The 20,451-nt window shown below is 69.3% G+C and carries 15 protein-coding genes; 1 reads left to right on the plus strand and 14 read right to left on the minus strand.

Translation table 11 applies throughout. The annotated features are described in order from the left end of the window. Positions 1–122: 122 nt before the first annotated feature. The 4 genes from IG08_RS0149705 to IG08_RS0149720 all read right to left on the minus strand — a co-directional run bounded on the left by IG08_RS0149705 (position 123) and on the right by IG08_RS0149720 (position 2,610). Positions 123–416 (minus strand): hypothetical protein, encoded by a 294-nt coding sequence (locus tag IG08_RS0149705; protein ID WP_030620385.1) that lies wholly within the window; start codon positions 414–416, stop codon positions 123–125. Further along, positions 413–1,321 carry a helix-turn-helix domain-containing protein gene (locus IG08_RS0149710; RefSeq protein WP_030620387.1) on the minus strand — a complete coding sequence of 303 codons (909 nt, stop codon included), beginning with the start codon at positions 1,319–1,321 and terminating at the stop codon, positions 413–415. Before IG08_RS0149710 ends, IG08_RS0149705 begins: the two co-directional genes overlap by 4 nt. Before the next feature lie 330 nt (positions 1,322–1,651). Next, positions 1,652–1,969 carry a site-specific integrase gene (locus IG08_RS0149715; protein ID WP_030620389.1) on the minus strand — a complete coding sequence of 106 codons (318 nt, stop codon included), beginning with the start codon at positions 1,967–1,969 and terminating at the stop codon, positions 1,652–1,654. Between the two features lie 224 nt (positions 1,970–2,193). Then, complete coding sequence (locus tag IG08_RS0149720; RefSeq protein ID WP_030620391.1) at positions 2,194–2,610, minus strand: hypothetical protein; 417 nt, start codon at positions 2,608–2,610, stop codon at positions 2,194–2,196. A gap of 50 nt (positions 2,611–2,660) precedes the next feature. Here IG08_RS0149720 and IG08_RS0149725 point away from each other — a divergent pair, with 50 nt between their 5' ends. Continuing rightward, positions 2,661–3,062: a RidA family protein gene (locus tag IG08_RS0149725; RefSeq protein ID WP_030620392.1), complete on the plus strand. Its 402-nt coding sequence runs from the start codon at positions 2,661–2,663 to the stop codon at positions 3,060–3,062. A gap of 297 nt (positions 3,063–3,359) precedes the next feature. Here the strand turns inward: IG08_RS0149725 and IG08_RS0149730 are convergent, their stop codons facing one another. From IG08_RS0149730 to IG08_RS0149775, 10 genes are all read right to left on the minus strand, one after another. Beyond that, a complete protein-coding gene (locus IG08_RS0149730) occupies positions 3,360–4,760 on the minus strand; it encodes an alpha/beta fold hydrolase (RefSeq protein ID WP_063757856.1) in 1,401 nt (466 codons plus the stop codon). Between the two features lie 115 nt (positions 4,761–4,875). Further along, the gene (locus IG08_RS55270) at positions 4,876–6,012 is read right to left on the minus strand and encodes a GNAT family N-acetyltransferase (RefSeq protein WP_158812384.1); all 1,137 of its coding nucleotides are present in this window, start codon (positions 6,010–6,012) and stop codon (positions 4,876–4,878) included. After that, positions 5,993–6,628 carry an acyl-CoA/acyl-ACP dehydrogenase gene (locus IG08_RS0149740; RefSeq protein ID WP_030620397.1) on the minus strand — a complete coding sequence of 212 codons (636 nt, stop codon included), beginning with the start codon at positions 6,626–6,628 and terminating at the stop codon, positions 5,993–5,995. Before IG08_RS0149740 ends, IG08_RS55270 begins: the two co-directional genes overlap by 20 nt. Next, on the minus strand, positions 6,622–7,128 hold the full coding sequence (locus IG08_RS0149745) for an acyl-CoA dehydrogenase family protein (protein ID WP_030620399.1): 507 nt from the start codon (positions 7,126–7,128) through the stop codon (positions 6,622–6,624). The genes IG08_RS0149740 and IG08_RS0149745 overlap by 7 nt, the downstream gene beginning before the upstream one ends. 34 nt (positions 7,129–7,162) lie before the next feature. Next, complete coding sequence (locus tag IG08_RS0149750) at positions 7,163–8,122, minus strand: ornithine carbamoyltransferase (RefSeq protein WP_199821122.1); 960 nt, start codon at positions 8,120–8,122, stop codon at positions 7,163–7,165. A 47-nt stretch (positions 8,123–8,169) separates the two neighbouring features. Further along, positions 8,170–9,228 (minus strand): ornithine cyclodeaminase family protein, encoded by a 1,059-nt coding sequence (locus IG08_RS0149755; RefSeq protein ID WP_030620402.1) that lies wholly within the window; start codon positions 9,226–9,228, stop codon positions 8,170–8,172. Further along, on the minus strand, positions 9,225–11,369 hold the full coding sequence (locus IG08_RS0149760; RefSeq protein ID WP_030620403.1) for a prolyl oligopeptidase family serine peptidase: 2,145 nt from the start codon (positions 11,367–11,369) through the stop codon (positions 9,225–9,227). The genes IG08_RS0149755 and IG08_RS0149760 overlap by 4 nt, the downstream gene beginning before the upstream one ends. Beyond that, the gene (locus IG08_RS0149765) at positions 11,366–17,791 is read right to left on the minus strand and encodes an amino acid adenylation domain-containing protein (RefSeq protein ID WP_052425260.1); all 6,426 of its coding nucleotides are present in this window, start codon (positions 17,789–17,791) and stop codon (positions 11,366–11,368) included. The genes IG08_RS0149760 and IG08_RS0149765 overlap by 4 nt, the downstream gene beginning before the upstream one ends. Continuing rightward, a complete protein-coding gene (locus tag IG08_RS0149770; protein ID WP_052425261.1) occupies positions 17,788–18,669 on the minus strand; it encodes an HAD-IIA family hydrolase in 882 nt (293 codons plus the stop codon). Before IG08_RS0149770 ends, IG08_RS0149765 begins: the two co-directional genes overlap by 4 nt. Then, entirely contained in the window at positions 18,666–20,147 is a 1,482-nt protein-coding gene (locus tag IG08_RS0149775; RefSeq protein WP_030620414.1) for an aminotransferase class I/II-fold pyridoxal phosphate-dependent enzyme, read from the minus strand. Before IG08_RS0149775 ends, IG08_RS0149770 begins: the two co-directional genes overlap by 4 nt. Positions 20,148–20,451 lie beyond the last annotated feature (304 nt).

The following is a 20,451-nucleotide window of genomic DNA, read 5'->3' on the forward strand; positions in this document are numbered from 1 at the left end:
GTCGCCGCCCCGGGGTTGAGAACGCCGGGGACCAGTGCGCCCAAGACCGTTCGGGGCGCGCGGCTGAGCGGGCCCTCATGCTCAGTCCACAGGAACGGTGTGGGGAATCTGGTGTGGTGGCCTCAGAGCCTGTAGTTCTTGCTGAAGACCTCAGCGGCTTCAGGGTTGACGTCCAGGAAACCGTTGATGGCGCGTACGGACTCGTATCCGTGGGCTGTGAGGTCGAGGCCGTCCACGTCAGCGAGGAGGTCTTCGATGCGGGCGAAGGTTGTGCGGAACTCTGCGACCAGGTCGGTCAGGTCGCTGACGAACCCACCGCCCTTGCCGGCGGACCCCTCCGAGGTGGGGTCGACCACGGCACTCTGGACCTCTTCGGCCAGGCTGATGTCGTCCACCACCACGCCGGTGGTCTTCACGTGCCGAGTTCGCGCCAGAGGTAGAAGACATGCCGGGGGTGCCGCTGCAGGGCAATCAGGTCGATGAGGCCGTCGGCCTCGTCATCCCGATCCGTGTCGCGTAGCCCGGCGAGCGCCTGGACGTCGCCCTCGGGGGTGACCGCGGGTCCACTCGCCCTCGGGGGCCCGCTTGGCCAGTGTCGCGTTGTCCCCTCCTCCTGCTGCTTCGGTGCAGCTGGAAGGGTGCCGTGGCCGTCTTCCCAACGCTCCAGTTCGTCGGCTGTCGCCTCGGCCATCTGCGCCGCGTGCCGGATGTCTCCTTGCTGGAGCCGCAAGATGGCTCCGGTCTGGGTGACCTGGTCTTCCAGCTCGGCAACCCTGCGCAGCGCACTGTCGCGCTCCGCCTCCAGGCGCCGCACCCGCTCGTCACGGTCGGCCGCGTCGGTCTGCCGGAGCCACTCGATCTCCCGCTCGACCTGCTGCCGGCGGTCCCGCTCGCGTTCCAGCTCGTCCCGCAGCTCGGCCAGGGCCTGGTCGGTCTCCGTCTGCTGCTCGCCCAGCTTCTCCTGGAGCGCGGCTACCTCGCACGCGCGAGCCGACAGCGGCCCCTTGGACTCGGCCGCGGCATACAGCAGCGCTCGGCTTTCTCGCGCCGCTTCCCAGACGGAGGACTCCGCACCTGGTCCAGCCAGCAGCCGGTGCAGATCCGTGAGGAGGGTCGGGGGCGGCAGGCTCTGCCCGGACAGGTAGCGCGAGAGCCGGGTGGCGTCCACCGCGAGTGCCGCGGCCAGGTCGGCGGAGGTCATCCCGGTTTGGTCGCGCAGAGAACGGAGGTGCTCGGCGAAGGCCTTCTCCTTGGTCCCGAGTCCGTCGTCGAGGGGGCCAGCCCGCGGCGCCACGGCCCGCTCCGGTTGCTGCTCAGTCACAGATCCTTCCCCCTGATTGCACGCCTGCAAGATGCCCGGAACGCCGCAAGTTGGTCTTGCTCTCTTGGGCAACAGGTCTGCGGCGCGGTGGAGTTGACCTTAGCCGGACGGCCCGGCGGGAAGGAGATCACGATGTCCACCACTCCCTCGTCGCAGTACCCCCGGCGGTTCGTCGAGCCGGAGCCGCGCCGGCAGCCCCCGCGCGGACGGCGATACCGGCGCCGGCGAAGACGCTGGCCTGGCGTGCAGCGCTCGGTGCCGCATCCGCTATTGGCGCGGGCGTGGTCACGATCGCGGTGCACTGGATTGTGACCACGGTCTGAGTGAGCGTTACAGCACGCCGTGCAGGGCGTTCTCGCGGAAGCCGTCGTCTTCCTCGCGGTAGCGGCGCATCACCTTGGAGCCCTTGGCCCATCCGCCCTGCTTCTCCGCCACGGCGTCCGGGTTGCCGGCGCGGGAGGACTCGGTCACCAGTCCGCGGCGCGGGCTGTGGCCGGTGGGCCGGATGTCGAGTCCGGCGCGGGTGCCCAACCTGGTGAGGACGTCGCCGATCGACTCGTCGTCGAGACCGGACTCCATGACGGTGTGCCAGCGGTTGTGCAGGCGCCGGAAGGCGAAGTTGTCCGGGTCGGCGTCGAGGCCGGCCACCTCCTTCCAGCGGCGTCAGGCGAGCGTCGTCATAGCATCCTCGTCCGGATGCCAGAGCACGATGGTGTCCCGTCGAACAGCCCGGGCCTCTCTGACATGCCCGCGTGGCCGTCGGTGCGGGAGGCCCCCGGCTGGACGGGGGGAGAGGCCAGCCGGGGCGGTGGGTGGTGGTCTGCGGAGGGCGGTCGAGTCTGCCATCCTGGCGGGCTGAGCAGCCATACGGCTTACGGCGCCAGTTGTTGGAAGGCCATGGCGAACGGGGTCAGCCGGGTGGACTCACGGACCAGGTCGCGCAGGAAGACCAGGTGGGTGCGGCGGCGGAAGAGCCGGGAGAGCCATGGTTCGACAGTGGGGATATGGGCGATGGTCTCCGCAGAGACGATCGGGATGCCAAGCTTGACGACCACCTCCTGCCGCTCTCGGCGGGTAAGATCTAGTTCCCGTTCGAGCTCGCGGACGAGAGTGTGCAGCTCCTCCTGCGCGGTGCGGATGGAGACGAGGTCGTTCTGATTGCGGAGCTTGTCATCTATGTCGTAGATCCAATTGCGGAAAGCGGTCGCCTTCGCCGTAGGCCGTATTTCAACTTCGAGCTTCCCCGCAGCTCGCCCCGCAGGGCCGGCTGGACTTCTACCGCTGGCCAACTCATCAGGTCCGTCAGGGTGTTGTCGGTTTCCTGACCTACCATGGCTGCATGAGTGAGCTGACCAGGATCTCCGCCCCCGACGGTGTCGTCCCCGCCAAACAGTTCAGCCACGTGGTGGTGGCCACTGGCCGTTTCGTAGCTGTGGCCGGCCAGCTTGCCCTGGACGAGACCGGGAAGCTAGTCGGCGGGGGAGACCCCGAGGCGCAGGCCCGTCAGGTGTTCGAGAACCTGAGGCGCTGCCTAGCCGCCACCGGGGCAACCTTCGACGACGTCGTTAAACTTACCTATTTCGTCACAGACATGGCCCACATGGCGGCCATCCGCGCCGCACGCTCCGAGTTCATATCCGATCAGCGACCGGCATCGACAGTGGTCCAGGTCGCCGCACTGGCGGGACCGGAGTTCCTCATGGAGATCGATGCGTTCGCAGTGGTGAGCGAGTCGAATTAAGTACTGGCTCGTCAGCAAGGTAGCTCAATGGGCCCTGCTTCACAGAAGACGTCGAGGGGCACGGGCCTGGTTCGCGCAGAGGTAGATCCCTGCCTCAGAAAGATGACCGTCTGAGTTGGAGGTTTCGGTGGCGAAGCCCGTCGCCGAGGGGGCTTTTGCCTACCGCTCAGTGAGGGTGGGGAGGAAGTCGCTCGTCAATGCTGCAGCGGATGGCGGCGTACGCTTCCCATGCCCATCGCGGGAGTTTGCCTTACAGGGGGGGCCGAGGCGATGGGCATGGCGCTTTGACAGCGGGGCTCACATGCCGTGCAGCAGGAAGTCGTACACCGCCTGGCGGCCCAGATCGCTGGTGGCGTGGGTCTGCACTGAATGGGCCGCCCCCGGGACGACCACGACCCGGCCGAGAGGCGCCATCGCCGCCTCTCGGTAGAGCCACTCCACCGGAGTAGACAGGTCTCGATCACCACCCAGCAACAAGACCGGCACGTGGGGAAGTTTCCGGTGTTCCGGTGGAGAGGGCGGAACCTCTTCCTGAGGCCAGGACAGGCAGGCGAGCAAGCTGCCCAGCTGGGTGGCGGTCGCCGGGTCGTACGGCCAGGTCTGATCGCCCGTCAGCTGCTGACGGGCGCGCTCCAGCGCCTCCGCCCGGCCCTGGACCGGTGTGTCGGCGGTGCCCCATGGAAAGTGGCCGTCGGCGCACAGGGTGCTGGCGTGCAGCCCTTGGCTGAGCTGGTCGGCAGGGACCGCGTCGAGCTGATGGGTGCTGTCCATGTAACTCTGCAGCCGCTCGGGGTCACCGGCTGCGGCTTGGTGCAGGGCCTCGGGGATCCCGCCGTAGTCGGGGTCCAGAAACTCATATGTGGTCAGCATGTCCAGCACGGCAGGGCCGTTGTGATACCTGCGCACGGTCTCGGCCAGGTCGGCAGCCGGATCGGTTGTGCAGCCTGTGGCCTTGCAGCCCGCGGTCAGCACCCGAGCGCTGGCCGGCAGAGCAGCGAGGTCGAGCGGGTCGTAACCCTGCTGTGGCACCACCGAGTCCAGCACCAACCTGGCCACGTGTGACGGATGGGCCAGCGCGTACCGCTCGGCCACGAAGGTGCCGTAGGAGACGCCGTCCAAGGTGAGGCGGTACAGGCCCAGAGCCCGCCGCAGCTCATCGAGGTCGGCCACGGTGTCCGCCGTGCTGTAGAAGCGCCGGTTCGGGCCGAGGGCAGTCGCGCAGTCGGCGACTGCCTGCGAAGTGGGCGCCGCCAGGTCCGAGGCGCCCATCTGCTCCTGCAGTTCGGCGCACTGAAGCGCACCTCCGCCGGTGCCCCGCTGGTCGATCATCACCAGCCGGTACTGCTTGAAGAGCGGTGCGAGCTTCGCCACGACATGGTTCACCAGTGGTACGCCCGGCTGCCCGGGCCCACCGGTGAGGAAGACCAGATCGCCCTTGGGCGCGTCAGCGTTATCCGACACCGCGACCTTCAGGTTCAGGGTGCCCGCGGTGGCCCCACTGTGGTCGAGCGGAACGGTGAGGGTGGCGCAGGTGAACCCGTCCAGGCCGGTACAGGACACCTGTCCGGTCAGCGCCCCGGGCGTGCCCGGGCGGCCCTTTGCGGCTGAGGCCGCGTGGGCAGGTCCGGCCGCCGCGGCACCCGCGAACATCGCCAGGGCAGCGAGCAGGGCGCCGAAGCGGCTATGCGTATTCATCATGTTCCTTCTTTCGTCTCTGGCGATCACGTTTGGCCCATCACTGGACGGTGAGGTCAGGCGTCGGCTTCAGCGAGCTCAGATTGGAATGTCGAGCCGTCCGCGCGCACCGAACGAGTCACGCGAGGGTTTGCCAGAGGTCGGAGGCGACACGGGCCTCGTAGCGGGCCCCGGCGGGAAGTGAGACACGGGTCTCGGCCAGCTTCACGGCATTGTGCTCGACGGCCTGCTCCGGCTCCCAGGGCCGGGCACCCAGGGCGAGCGCCCACAAAGGGGTGATGTGGGCACCGCGCAGTACCTTCGCCTCGTAGGCCGAGGTGCCCAGATGGAGGCGACGCAGCCCGGAGCGGTAGGCGTGTTCGATCGGGGCGTAGTAGCCGAGCGTGAAGTATTCGGCGCCGTCGCGGAGTCGCTCGTAGTCGAACCCGACGGCCCTGCCGTAGATCGTGTCGCCGGCTTCGTAGGCCAGGCAGAAACCGACCGTCTCCTCCCCGTCGGCGCAGGCGTACACGAAGCCGGTATTTCCGGTGGCCTCGCTCTGGACCTTCAGCAGGTTGGCCATCGACTGCGGTGTGACCTCGAAGCCGTACCGGTTCTGCGTCTTGCTGAGCAGGTCCCCGGTGATGGAGAGCAGTTCGCTCAGAGGGCGGCGCCGGACCGTGTATCCGGTGCGGTCGAACCGCCGGCGGTCGCGCAGGATCTGCCGTCGTCGTCCGGTGGCTTCGAGGTAGTCGTCGAACGAGTCGCCGGGCAGGTCGATGGCGCAGTCGCCGCGCAGCACCCGGGGAAGGGTCGACGCCCACGGGCGCAGCAACTCCATGTCCGCATCGGCGAAGTAGAGCCACCATGACACGCCGCCGGCATCCTGCTCGGCCATGGTCTGCACCTGTTCGACGAGCAGCCCCATCGCGAGCCTGCGCTGCTGCGCGTCCAGTGTGTCGTCCAGGAGGATGCGGCCCTGGTAGCCCCTGGTGCCGCCGACGAGCAGCACCTGGCTGCCGTCGGGGACGGCACCGGGAAACATCTCGGCCACGTTGTAGTGCTTGTTGGCCGGCCGGGGGGTCAGGAAGGTCGGGACACCCGCGACAAGCCGGTCGTCTTTCCAGAGGGTGATGAACCGGCAGCGTTGTTCCGGGTTCATCTTCTCCTGGAAGCGCAACCACCCTGTCGCCATGTAGAAGGACTTGTGGGAGGCCAGCGCGTCCCAGGCCTGCGCGTCGAGGCTGTCCACGCTCTCATATACATGTATGCGCATCATCGTGCTCCCGAACTGGGCCGCTCGTTGAGTTCGTCCACCGTGGTGGCCAGCGTCGGCCGGATGAACGCCATGGCCCGCACGTCCGAGTGCCACCAGCCAACGTCATTCCGCCCAAGGCCCGGCCGATGTGCTCCAGGGTGTTCTCGGCCTGCTCGCTCACGGCCAGCTTGGCCAGGCGTGCCATTTGTCCGAAGTCCTCGGCGGACTCACCGGTCTCCGTGGCACGGAGGACGCCCTCGAAGGCCTGGTCGACCAGCCAGCCCGCTGCCTGCGCCCATTCCACCGACTCCAGGCTGGACCGCGTTCCGCCCCGGGTTCGCAGGCGTTCGGCGGCGGCGGCCACGGCGGCCCGTACGATGCCGACGAACGGTGCAAGACGGCAGCCGATGGTCGGGCCGGACGACATGCGGTTGAGCAGGTCCTGGCGTCCGGGCCAGGCCACTCGCCGCACGGGGGCACCGTTCAGCACGACGGCGTGGCTTCCCGACGCCGTCATGCCGTGGCCGTCCCAGGTGCGGCTGACGGAGACGCCCGGCAGGTTCTGCCGGTCACGCAGATCGAGGACGAACAGGTCCGGCCGGTCCTCGCCTTCCGGGACGGCGTTGGTCAGCATGAAGGCGACATGGTCCCAACCGCTTCCCGAGGACTTCTCCCTCGAGATCGACCAGTCGCCGTCCGGGCTCTGCTTAGCGCTGTTGCGAATCGCACCGTCCGCTCCGAGAGCAGGACCCCCCACGCGCCGGCGCCGGACGCGAGCAGGCCGACGAACTCCTGACGCTGACACAAGCACGTCGGGTCGGCCTCGTCCGCGTGGAAGTCGGCGAGCCAGCCAGTGACGAACATCGCGACCGGCTCCATGGAAAGGATCAGCGCGAGCGAGCTGGCACCGGCGGCGATCAGGCTGATGGCATGCGCGACCGCCCGGGTCGACCGCGCGGTGGATGCCCACAGCCCGCCCATCGACTCGGGAACCAGCAGCTGGTGGAAGCCGGTCGCGGCCACCGCGGCGAAGTGGTCTGCCGACAGTTCCCTGGCTCCGAAACGCCGCTCCGAAGCCAGGCGGTGCGCCAGGGTCTCGACGTTCTCGAGCACACCGTTGGTGGACAAAGTCATGAGGCCTCCTCGGCCAGGACGAAAGGGAACCGCATCAGGCCAGGCACCAGTCGAGTACGGCCATCGCGCTCGCCAGCTTCATCTGCGCCTGCGCCCACGCGATCGACCGCGGCCCGTCGAGTACGGCGTCAGTGACCTCCTCACCGCGGCGGGCCGGCAGATCGTGCATGAACACGGCCTCGGGCCACCTGGCCATGAGGCGCTCGTCGACGGCGAAAGGCTGGAAGGCCGTGCGCCAGTCCGGGTCGCTCTTGGTGGTGCCGGTGGTCTGCCACTGGGTGGTGTAGACGACGTCCACGCCGTCGCGGATGTCATCGACGTCGTGCACCTCGACGACGTTCCCGCCTGCCTGCTCCGCCGTCTTCCGGGCACGCGCGAGGGCCGTGGGATCCAGCCCGTAGCCGGTGGGCGTGGCCAGGGTCATGGAGGCTCCGGGTATCAGCGCCAGGCCGTACGCCAGGGCCGCGGCCGTGTTGTTGCCCTCCCCGACGTAGGCGAGATGGAGTCCCTGCAGCGACCCGAAGTGGCGGGCGAGCATGGAGATGTCGCTGATGCCCTGGGTGGGGTGTTCCTCGCGTGCCATCGCGTTGACGACCGGGATGGACGCCGACCAGGCGAACTCCCTCAGGTCGTCCTCGCCTACAGCACTCCGCACCACGAGGGCGTCCAGCATGCCGCCCAGAATGCGGCCGGTGTCCGACAGGAGCTCGCCCGTGGCCAATTGGAGGTCGTTCGGGCCGAAGGCGATGACCGTCGCGCCGAGACGTGCGGCGCCACTGGTGAACGCGGTGCGGGTGCGGGTCGAAGTGTGGGTGAACAGTGTGCCCACGACGCGGTCACGCAAGGGCCGCTCCTGGGGCCGCCGGTCCTCGTACCAGGCACACGAACGGCGGACCAGGCCGAGCAGTTCGTCCGTGCTCAAGTCGTACAGGGAGATGAGGCTGCGCGGAGAACGCGTTCTGGGGTCCGGCCGCACCGGCATCGGTTCTGTCATGGTTCCGTCTTCACCTTCCTCGGTGTGCGTCATGTGCCCCGCCGTGCTCACGCGTGGGCCCGGGCGGGGTCGCCCAGGAGGTCGACGACGACCCCGAGGCCGGCCTCGGCTGCCTGGACCGCCACCTCCTGGCAGATCGCCACATCGAGAATCGCCATTCCGAAGGGATTACTCACCACGAATCCGTCCCGTGGCCGGAACGCCTCCGCCCGGCCGAGCAGAACGTCCCCGTACCGCCTGGCCAGGGCGCGTCCCTCGGCGGCCGCGGTTTCGGGGTCGGCCACCACGTCGCCCGCCTGCATCACCGCTCCGAGGATGCGGCGCGGGTTGTCGCGGACGAGGTCGACGTCGTCCACGTAGATCGCCTCCGCCTCGCGGAAGACGGCGGGGAGCACATCGTCGAGCGAGACGTGTGCGACGAAGGCGCCGGACGCAAGCCAGCGCGACGGGATGTACGGCTCCGATGAGACCGTCAGAGTGACGACCACGGGTGACGCCTTCACACAGGACTCCAGGTCCTGGTGCTCCGTCGCCTTCAGTTCCGGGCACTCGGCGCGGATCTGCCGGGCCAGGGCCGCCGTCCGGTTCGGATCGATGTCGAACAGGTGGATCTCGCGGACCGCTGGAAAGTACTGGCGCAGGAGCCTCGCGTGCATGGCCGCGAGGGTTCCGCACCCGATGATGCTCACCGTATCGAAGTGCGCCGGGCCGAGGTTGCGCAGGGTCGACATGGTGTAGGCGGCGGTGCGCAGCGCGCTGACGTGACCGGCTTCGACCAGGGTGACCGGGCGTGCGGTCTCCGGATCGAACAGCACGCTGAAGCCGCCCGCGCGCTCGATGCCCAGGGACGGGTTGGTGACCGAGGCGTTGATCAGCTTCATGCCGTAGGCCGTGCCAGGCCCGTGTCGCACCGCGCCGAGCATGGCGACCGAACGGGTATAGGCACCGGCCGAGTTCTCCCACGCCATGTAACCCTCGGCGGGCAGTTCGGAGTGCCCCTGGGTGTGCGCGCACACAGCGGACTCGACCACCGTGACAGGATCGATCTCGTCCAGGCAGCGCATCACGGTGGCGCGGTCGAGGATCCTGATCTGGTCTGGCTTCACTTGAGCTGTTCCCCTCGCAGGTGTGGGACGGGCAGTGGTGCGCCGACGGCATCCGGCTGCGGGAGGACCGCGTTCAGGAAGGTCAGGCGATCGGCGATCTCGTTGTCCAGCTGGCTCTTGGTCGACCCCACACCGTGGCCGGCGTGCTCCTCCACGCGAAGGAGCACCGGATGAGCCGAGGTCGAGGCGTACCGCAGATGGGCGACGAGCTTCGCCGGCTGGAACGTGGTCACCCGGGGGTCGTGCAGGCCCATGGTGACCAGCACCGGCGGATACGGAGCCGTCGTGACACGGCGGCACACGTCGGACACCAGGAGGGCCGCCAGACCCTCGGGAGTAGTCACGGTTCCGTACTCGGGGATGTTCGGCGGCCCGTTCTCGTGCATCTCGAGCCGCAGCGTGGTGGTGACCGGCACCCGCAGCACCACGGCGGCGAACCGGTCCGGGGAGCGCACCATGGCGCCCGCGGCGGTCAGCCCGCCGGCGCTCGTGCCCTCAGCAGCCAGCCGGTCGGCAGACGTCCAGCCCGCCTCGACGAGATGGTCGGCGCAGTCCAAGAAATCCGCGATGCTGCGCTCCTGCCCGGTTCCGTGACCGGCCCGCGCCCACCGCTCGCCCCCCTCTCCACCGCCGCGGACGTGGGCCACCGCCCACACCCGGCCCGCCGCGACCCACTCGACCACCGCCGGGTTGAACGCCGCCCGGAGTGTGATGCCGAAGAACCCGTAGGCGCTCAACAGAGCGGGCGCCGTGCCGTCCGGCAACTGGTCCACGCGGTGGACCACGGTCATGGGCACCTCGACCCCGTCCGACGCGACGACCGTCACGGTGCTCGTCATCACGTCCTGCCGTTCGACGCCGGAAGGCGGAATCCAGCCCGTGTCTGTGCAGTCCGTCGAGTCGGCGGTCACCCGTAGCAGACGCAGTGACCTCGTCCACGACGAGAGACCGATCAGGCATTCCCCGGTCGCGGGGTCGTGCGCCCATTCGGTGACGCTGCCGAGGTGCGGCAGGCAGACGGTTTCGCGGTCGCCAAGAGGGCGCCGCACCCGGACGACCGTGGAGGAACCCCCTTCGAGACAGCGCAGCAGCAGTGCTCCGTCCACCGCGTAGAAGTCCTCCACGACGGGGCCCTTGTCGAAGACGACGGTGAGCGGTGCGTCGTCGTCGGTCAGGGAACGGGCGACGATGCGTCCCCGGCCGTCCTCGCCCGGATCCAGCACGTAGGCCTCGTCGCCTGCCACGTGCCAGGCGAGGGCCGCGTCGGACACCTGCTGCCACGGTGCCCCGGGCGCGTCCACCGGGCGCACGTGAACCGAGCATGTGCGCTCGCATCCGGGACGTATCCCCACCACGAGCCGCCGGCCGTCGTCGGAGAACGTCACCACGGGGGTGTCGTCGGGACCGGTGGTGAGGTCGCCGATGTCGTCCAGCGGGCGGGTGGTGGCCTTGCCGTTCGCGCTGTCGATCTCACACATCTCGGTCCGCACGTTCTGGTACTTCGCGGTGCCCGAGTCGGCGCCGAGACGCTGGTAGACGAACCGGCGTGAGTCCGGGTGCCAGGAGATGCCGGGATGGCGCAGCCTGGTCATCCGGCCAGGGGCGGCACCCGGCACGGACACGGGGAGCCACGTTCCTCGCACCACGTCGACGACGTACAGCGTGGAGAGTTCGGAGCCGTTGGCGGAGACGCCGTAAGCCACGAAGCGACCGTCCGGGGACGCGCTGTACCAGTCGATCGAGACATGGTGGGCCCCGTCCTCGGCGTGCCGCACGGCGGGATCGACCACGACGCGCTCCTCACCGTCCGGGCGGACCCGGGCGACGAGCCGGTGTGTCGGTGCATCCACGTCGCGCCGGAGCAGGAACACCTGCCCACCGCCGTACTGCACGTTGACGACATGGGCATCCGCCGCGCTGAGACGAGCGCACAGCTGCCTGGCCTCCGCCTGCCCGGGCTGCGCCTTCAGGAAGTGCTCGAAGTGGCGGGACTGTTCCTCCAGCCAGGAGCCGAGTGCGTCGCCGTCCGTCTCCATCCACCGGTAGGGATCCACCACCGTGATCCCGTGATAGGTGTCGGTGACCGGATCCCGGCGCGCGGCCGGCAGCCGGGGAATGTCGGGGCGAAGAAGACCAGTCACCGCTGCACCTCGACCCGGGCGCCGAGCCGCTCGCCGAGCGCGGCGGCGAGGGTCGGCAGATGTTCCGGAGCCCACATGCTGTAGTGATCGCCCGGCACGGTGTCCACGGTCACGTCCAGGCCGGCGCGGAGCCAGGTCAGATGAGAGCTGCCGGCGCCCTCCGGCTGCGTTGCCGCCTGGATGAGCCGCACGGGACCGTCGTACGGGCCACCCCGATAGCGCGCGATGGCGCGGAGGTTGGCGCCGTACAGCGCGCGCAGCCGCTCCCAGCTCTCGAACGAGATTTCCTCGGGAAGGACCCCCCGACGCCGGAGCTCGGTCAGTACCGAGGCGGCGTCCAGGAGCGGTGCGCCGACTTCCGGCTGCCCGGGCTGCCCTGTGAGGTCTCGTATGATCCCGGCCAGTACCTCACGGTCGGAGAGTTCCCTTCCAGCGGTTGCCGGATCAGGCAACTCCGCGTCGATCAAGACCAGTTGGGCGACCTCGGCACCCTGGTCCGCAAGCTGGCGTGCCATCTCGAAGGCGATCAGTCCGCCCATGGACCAACCCCCCAGCAGATAGGGGCCTTCGGGCCGGATCGCCCGCACGGCGGCCAGATAAGTTCGCGCCATGTCCTCGATCGTCCGGAGCGGCTCCTCCCCGTGTCCCAGACCGACGGCCTCGATCCCGTGGAACGGCGTCGACTCCGGCAGCAGGTGGGCGAGTTCGGCGTAACACATGGCGGTTCCGCCCACCGGATGCACGCAGAAGAAGGGCGCGTCGGTGCCGGACTCCTTGATCGTCACCACGGGGGAACGGTGTGTCCGCTCGGTGCCGCCGGCCTCGATCAGCGCGGCCAGGCCACCCGGTGTCGGCCGGGCGAAGAACGACGACAGCGATACCTCGACGCCGAACCGCCGCGAGAGTGCAGTCGTCAGCCGGATGGCCAGGAACGAGTTGCCACCGCACTGGAAGAAGTCGTCGTCCGCCGTGACATCGGTCCGATCGAGCAAGCCCGCGAACAGGGCGCCGATCTCGACCTCCACGCCCGGACGCAGGGACCTGCGTGGCTTCGCCCCGGCCGCCGCGGGTGCCGCCTCGGCTGTGGCCAGCGCCTTGCGGTCGACCTTGCCGTTGTAGGTCAGCGGCAGTGCGGGAACGGTGTGGATCACCGTGGGGACCATGTAAGGCGGAAGAGCCGACTCAAGGCTGCGCCGCAGCGCCTCCAGGTCGATCTCCTCGTGGGCCGGCACCACATGGGCGATGAGCGACTTGCCGCCCGCGCCCGCCGACCGCACGGACGCCACGGCGTCCCGGACCGACGGGTCCTTGCTGAGTGCCGCGTCGATCTCACCCAGTTCGATCCGGAAGCCGTTGATCTTCACTTGGAAGTCGTCCCGGCCGAGGAACTCGATCGTGCTGTCCGGCAGGACGCGGCCTTGGTCACCCGTCAGGTAGAGCCGCTCCCCGGTGGCGGCGTCACGCACGAACCGCTCGGCGGTGCGCTCGGGGTCCCGCCAGTACCCGCGGGCGAGGCCCACTCCGCCGATGGCGATCTCGCCGGTGGCCCAGTGCGGGCGCGGCGCCCCCAGGTGGTCCAGGACGTACATGCGCTGGTTGGTCATCGCCCGGCCATAGGGGATGCTGCGCCATTCCGGGGACACTTCGCCCACGCGGTGCATCACCGACCAGATCGACGCCTCGGTGGCGCCTCCCATACTGATGACGGCCGCGTCCGGCCAGATCCGCCGGATGCGGTCGGGTAGCGTCACCGGAATCCAGTCACCGCTCATCATCACGGCATGCAGCGGAATCTGGGCGGCGGCCGGCGTCAGCTCGGCGTGATCGACGAGGATCTCCATCAGGGCGGGCACGCTGTTCCAGACGGTGACGCCTTCGGACAGTGCCGTCTGCGCCCAGCGAGCAGGATCACGCGACGAGCGGCGGTCGGGCAGCACGAGGGCCGCACCGGCGGAGAGGACCCCGAAGACGTCGTACACGGAGAGGTCGAAGCTCAGGGACGACACACCGAGAACCCGGTCCCCGGGGCCCAGCCCGATCAGATCCGACACATCGCGCACGGTGTTGACCGCGCCCCGGTGGTCCACCTCCACACCCTTCGGCAGGCCCGTGGACCCGGAAGTGAAGATCACGTAGGCGGTGTCCCGAGGGGTCTGCCGCGGCTCGGCCGACGCCGCCACCGCGGTCGGTTCGACTCGGTCCACCAGCAGCTGTGTCACGCCGTCCCAGACGCTCTCCTCGACCCCGGCCCACGACTGGGTGAGGGCCACCTCCTTCGTCGCCTGGCTAAGCAGGTGGCGGATGCGCTGCGCGGGCAGTCCCGCGTCGATGGGAAGGTATGCGGCACCGGCTCGGAGGATGCCGAGCACCGCCGCGATCTGCTCCCACCCCTGGCGGGCGACGACGGGGACGAGGTCGCCCGGGCCGGCCCCGCGTCCGATCAGCCAGTTCGCGATCGTCTCGGCGCGTTCGGCCAGTTGGCCGTAGGTCAGCCGCGTGGGACCGTCGACGAGGGCCGTGCGGTGGGGCGCTTCCGCTGCGCGCGAGAAGAACGGAGTGTGGAGCAGACAGTTCGCGTCCAACGTGAGGCAGGACCGGGCCGCCTCGATCCGCGCGCTGCGCGGCAGGAGGGCTGACGAGGCGAGGGAGGTCTCCCACGACGTCTCCTCGGCCAGCGATTCGAGCAGGCGGTTAAACACGTCGAACGCGGTCCCCAGGAACCCCTCGGGGAAGGCGGCGTCCACGGTGTCCCAGTTGGCGACGAGTGCCCCGCCGTACTCGTACACCTGGTGGTCCAGGTAGACCTGCGGAGTCTGCAGACCGCTGTCGATGACGCGTGCGTCGAAGGGCAGGTCGTCCAGGAAGGACGTGTCTACATCAAGCACACTCGCGAAGACGACCGGGAACACGGCGCGCTGGGACCAGCCCTGAACACGTGCGGCCTCGCGTGCCACGCGTACACCGTCCACATCACCGTGCTGCAGATCCTGCAGCAGGCGGGCTTGGACGGTTCGACAGCGATCGGCGAAGGCCGCCGCGCCCCGGCAGTCCACCTCGAGCGGCAGCGTGCTGCTCAGGTTGCCGACCACGCGCTCGGCACCGGGGACCTCCGGGAGCCGCCAGGACGACAGGACGTTCAGGGTGAACCAGGGCGTCTTGGCCCAGTGCGCCAGAACTTCGGCGAATACGGTGAGCAGGGCGGCGCTGGGCGTCACCCCTGCCTTGGCCGCATGCCGCTTGAACGCGGCCCACTGTGCGGGCTCGAGCCTCGCCACACGGCGGGTGAAACGCCCCGCCCGTGCCGGTATCCGGTTGCTGACAGGTAGTTCGGGAGCCGACGGCAGCTCGCGCAGGCGCTCCTTCCAGTACTCCCAGGAAGCCCGCGCGGACCCCACGCGTCCTTCGAGTATCGCCGTGACGTAGTCGCGGTACGTGAGCTCGCCCTGCTCCGGGGCGGCGGCGGGGTCGCGGTACAGCGCCAGCCAGTCGTCGAGCAGGGCGTGCTCCGAATACCCGTCCGCTGCGAGCAGCCCGAGAGAGAGGTGTACGCGGTGCACCTCGTCGTCCAGCACATGGACCACGACCTCCAGCTGCGGGGCGCGCTCGGGCGACGGGCCCTCGGCGGCCATGCGCCGCGACACCGCCTCGGTGATCCGGTCGATCTCCTCGGCTCCGCGACCGCGCAGGTCCTCGACCGCCAGCGCGGTCCGCCCCGTGGGCAGCACCTTCTGTCGCCCGTCGTTCTCGATCACGAGGCGAAGGACGTCATGACGTTCGATGAGCCGCCGCAACGCCTCCTCGGCTCGGTCCAGATCGAGGCCGGCGCACTCGACCGCGAGGTAGATGTGAGCCCGCACCCCGCCCAGTTCGAACCCGTCGGTGCGCCCCACCCAGTAGGCCTGCTGCAGGGGGGTCAGCTCGAACGCGTCGTTCCGTTCCGCCGTATTCCCGCGTGGCGTGTGCTCCTCGATCCGGACCGGCTCGGCCCGCGCGGCCTGCTCGACGAACTCGGCCAGCCGCCGCACCGTGGGGTGGCGGAACAGGTCGGCCAGTGACACCCGCACGCCGAGACGCCGTTGGACCGCCACGACCAGGCGGGCCGCCAGGACGGAGTGCCCGCCCAGCTCCATGAAAGTCCGCTGCAGAGGGACCCGGGAGAGGCCGAGGTTATCGGCCCAGAGTTCGGCGAGCACGGTTTCCAGTTCGGTCTCGGGCGTCTCGTCGGCGTCACCGCCCACGAGGTCCCGTTCGGTGACCGGCGGCAGGGCCTTGCGGTCGACCTTTCCGCTCGCGCCGACGGGAAGCGCGTCAAGGACCACATAGGCGGTGGGCCTCATGTGCTTTGGAAGACGGGCCTCGGTGTGGTCGCGCAGCGCGCCGAATTCCACCGCGCGGCCGTTGTGGAGCGAGGTGTACGCGGCCAGACGCCTGTCGGTGACGTCGCCGGCATGCGCGTACGCGACGACGACGCAGTCGTGGACATCCGGATGTTCGCGGACGATCCGCTCGATCTCGTCGACCTCAACCCTCAGGCCCCTGACCTTGACGGTCAGGTCGATACGGCCCAGGAACTCCAGCAAGCCGTCCGGACGCCAGCGGACCTTGTCCCCGGTGCGGTACATCGACGCCCCCGCCGTACCGGCCAAGGGGTCCGGCACGAACTTCGCGGCCGTCAGGTCCGGCCGCCCCAGATAGCCCCGCCCGACTCCGATACCGCCGATGTGCAGCTCGCCGGGCACACCCACCGGCATGACCTCGCCGTGCTCGTCGAGGACGTACGCCGAGGTGCCGGGGACGGGACGTCCTATCGGCACGATCGCGGGCAGGTCGGGAGACCACTTGCGGACGACGAGATGGCACTGGTCGTCGCTGCACTCCGTGGATCCGTACGTGTTGAGGATCGGCACGTCGGGGCAGATCTCGAACCAGAGCCGGACCAGGTCCTCGGGCAGGGCGTCTCCGGTCGGAACCATCCAGCGCAGGGCGGGCAGCGGCGCCTCCGCGGCACGGTCTGAGCCCGGCAGGACCGCGACCAGGGACCGCAGCATGGCCGGGACCAACTGGACGACGGTGATGCCGAGACGGTCCAGCGCGTCGACGAGGCCGAGTGGGTCCGTCGCCTCCTCGTCGTCGACGACCTGGACCCGGGCACCCCGCAGCAGCGGGGCGAGACACTGCCACACCACGATGTCGAAACAGGGCGGAGCGGTCTGTGCCACGACGTCGTCGCACCCGATGGCCAAGTCGTTGAGCTTGGCCTCCATGTGCGCGACCATGCCCTGGTTCTCGACCATGGCGCCCTTCGGCTTCCCCGTCGACCCCGAGGTGAACATGAGGTAGGCCAGCGCGTCGCGCGAGCAGCAGGGGCCGGCATGAGCGGCCGTCGGGGAGTCCGTCTCGTCGACGGCCGACGACCGGGCGTCTATCACGGCCGGTGAACCGTCGAGCCGGTTCAGAACGTCGTCGAGGACTGGGGCATGGCGGTCGCAGGAGATCACGGCCACACATCCGGCCTCGCGCATCACCCGCGCGTGGTGCTCGCTCGGCCGAGCGGGATCGAGCAGCACGAAGGCGGCGCCCGCGCGCAGCACGCTCAGCATGGCGACGACGAAGTCGGCACCTCTGTCGAGCAGGACGGCCACGGTACGGTCCCGTCCGGCGCCCGCGGCTCGCAGGGCCGTCGCGATCCGCATCGAACGCGCCTGCACCTGCGCGTAGTCCAGGGTTCCGGTGCGGTCCGTGACCGCCGGGCTGTGAGGTGTGCCGCGCACCTGCTGGTCGAACAGCCGCGTGAAGCACTCCTGCCGGGGCTCCACTCCGCTGCCGAGGCTCCACGTGCGCAGCAGGCGCCCGCGCTGGTCGCCGGTGAGCAACGGGAGGCGGCCGGCGGCCAGACTCGGATCAGCGACGGCGGCCGTCAGCATCACCGTCAGCTCGTCCGCGAGTCCGCGAGCGGTGGCCGACCCCAGGGCGTTCACCACCAGGTCGAGTCGGCACTCGATCGCAGCTCCGTCGGTGAGCACCTCCAGGACGGCCGAGGCGCAGTCGCCGTTCCCTCCGACGGGCCCGGAGTCGCCGTCGCTGTTCCAGCGGAACGCGACCCGTACGCCGTCCGACTGCTCCCGGTCCCCGGCGCTCGTCGTCGCTTCGGCGTCCACTGCGCGCACCAACTCCGCGAACGGGGCGTGCGGCGAGTACGTCGTGCACACGACACGCGCGTTCGTCCCGGTGGTCTCGTCCCGGGTTGTCACGTGCGTGAACACGTCGGGCGCCTCTAGATGGCGGGCGACGAGCGTCGCCCACGCGGCCTGCAGGACGGAACCGGGCCGCGTACCGAGCCGCAGAGCGGTCTCGGACAACGCCTGCACCGTCGACGGTTCCAGGACGAAATGATGACGGTCGCGATCGGTACAACTGGTCATGCGTACTCCCCTGTCATCGGCCGGGCCTGCGGCCGTCCTCCCCGTGTGACCACCTGCAGCGTGTCCGCGCGCCTCTCGTGCACGGCAGGCAGCCGAGCGTCGGGCAGGGACGCGATCGACTGAAGGACCAACGACTGCTCGGTGGATGTGTCCATCGCGGTGTGGGCCGCCCCGCTCGCCATACCTGTGAGTACGAGGACACTGCGGGCGCCGCAGTGTTCGGCCGCGAGAACATCGCTCGTGCTGTCTCCGACGACCACCAGCGAGTGGGGTTCGACGCCGAGCCGACGAGCGGCCAGCACGAGCATGAAGGGATCCGGCTTGCCGATCACGAGAGCCCTTGCACCGGTGGACCGTTCGAGCGCGGCCACTATGGCCCCGGCTCCGGGAGCGGTCTCCTCGTCAGAGGCCGGATAGGCGCTGTCGGCGTTGGTGGCGAGCAGTCGGGCTCCTTGCCGAACGGCGGTGTGGGCCGCCCGCAGCCGGCCGTACGACAGCTCGCGGTCGAGGCCCACGACGACGACGTCGGCCCGCGCGCCCGGCTCGGGTTCGACCACGTCCAGGCCGGGACAGGCCCGGCGCAGCTCCGCTGTGATCGCCTGCGGGCCGAGCACCATGGCCGCCTTCGGCGTATCCGGCTCCATGGCCACCCGGGCAGCGACGGCGAAGGCCGACGTGATCACCTCGTCCTCGCGCGCCGCGAAGCCCATCGAGGACAGTACGGCCGCCCGCTCCGCCCTGGTCAGGGTTGCGTCGTTCGTCACGAAGACGACGCGGTGGCTCTCGGCCCGCAGCCGCGCGACAGCCTCGACGGCCCCGTCGATCGGAACGGACTCGTAGTAGAGCGTGCCGTCCAGGTCCAGCACGAAGTCGGTCACTGGGCCATCTCCGGCACAGAGTCGGCGGCCGAGAGCACCGCCGTGTCCTCCGGTGCCGCCGCCGATCGTGCGTGGCGGGCCCTGAGCTCCTGCTGGTTGTCGAGTGCCAGACGCACCACGGCAGGTCCCAGACGGCGCTGGATCGCCTCGGTCAGTTCCTCGCGTCCGCCCTGGAAACCGGGGTTGAGGTGGTCGAGGGACGACCACTGCGGGTCGATCCCGGCCGCGTGGAGCCGCTCTTCGACGGCTCTGTCCGAAAGCCCTGGGTCGAACGCGGTCAGGAGCGCCCCCGCGCTGGCGACGATCTCGGCGTGCTTGGGGTACGCGTACGTGTGCTCCCAGCCGAGACAGCCGAAGGCGATGCGTACGGTGCAGTCGGTGAAACCGTTCGAGACCCCGGGTGACAGGCAGACCCGCGCCGTGTTGAGGAAGTGCCTGGTCACGTCGGTGCTGTCGGTGATCTCCCGGCCGTCCGGGGTGAGCAGACCGGCCATGCCGTTACCACTCACCAGGACCGAGTGGGCCGCCTTCGGGTGGTGGGCCACCGTCAGGAGCGGCTCGGCGGGAGTGAACCCCAGCGCCGACGCGACGTTCTCGTTGATCTCGTCGAGCAGGCGGGCGACCAGTTCTGCACGGGCCGCGCACTCGGCGATGTTCCCCTCGAGGTATTCCGCCGGAGCTCGCAGCGCCGCCAGGGCCATGGCCTTGGCGATGTGCGGGACGGTGATCGAGGTGGCCATCGTGTAGTAGTTCATGCGTTCGATCAGATAGTGAGGACCGCACCCCCAGCCGATCCGGATGTTGGCCAGCCCATACGCCTTGGAACCGCCGTTGATGGTCACCACGCGCTGACTCATGTTCGGCATGCCGGCGAGATGGGCGGAGCTGCGCCCCGTGAATTCAGTGCCCCGGAATATCGCATCTTCGAGGACCACCAGATCGCGCTGCTCCACGAACTCCGCTATTTCAGCGAGCTCGCTTTCCTCATATACCGCACCTGTGTAACTCGGACTGAAGAGGATGAGCCCCTTCGGGCGGCGCACCTCTCCCGTATCAACGCGCCGGCGGTAGAACTCCTCCAGGTCCCCGCGGGTGAACTTGTAGTCGTTGGACCGCCGCGTCTCGACCGTTTCGAGATATACGGAACTGATGTCCGCCCACATGTTCACGGCCTGGTAGTAACCCTGCGGCACCAGGAATACGTCGCCGGGATCGCCGACCGCGTGGAAGAAGGCGAGGAACAGCCTGGTGTTGCCGCTGTCGATGCACAGGTTCGACGCAGCGTCGTCCGGGATGCCGGCAGCCTGGAAGGTGGCCGTCAGCTCCTCCTCGAAAGCGGGGAAACGCCGCAGGTAGAGGTAGTTGTCCAGCGATGACTCGGTCGTGTCGAGCAGGGCGCGGACACCAGCCGCCACCACGGAGTGGTGCGGCCTGCGCACTCCCTCCCCGTGAGCGAGCGAGATGACGTCGGGATTCATCCACCCGCCGCCGTCCTCCTGGTCGTCGGCGGCGCTGATAGCGTCCCGAGCTCGAATGAAGGAATTGATGGCACGGTGGGACCGGTCCTGCTTTGCCAGCAGGTGCTCTTTAGCAGACGTCGTCACTCGGATCGACTCCTTGAAAATTTGGTACGGAAAGTCGGTCTCGGATCTGCCGCCGCTCTTGACCCTACATGCGGCGCGGTTTTTCGTTCAAGCCTTGTAGAAGGCACTTCGATGCAAATATGGTGGGCGACGCTTTCCGCAGAAAGCACGTACGTGTACCACGCACTCGAAGGGGAAC

Source organism: Streptomyces fulvoviolaceus (assembly GCF_000718165.1).
GTDB lineage: Bacteria > Actinomycetota > Actinomycetes > Streptomycetales > Streptomycetaceae > Streptomyces > Streptomyces fulvoviolaceus.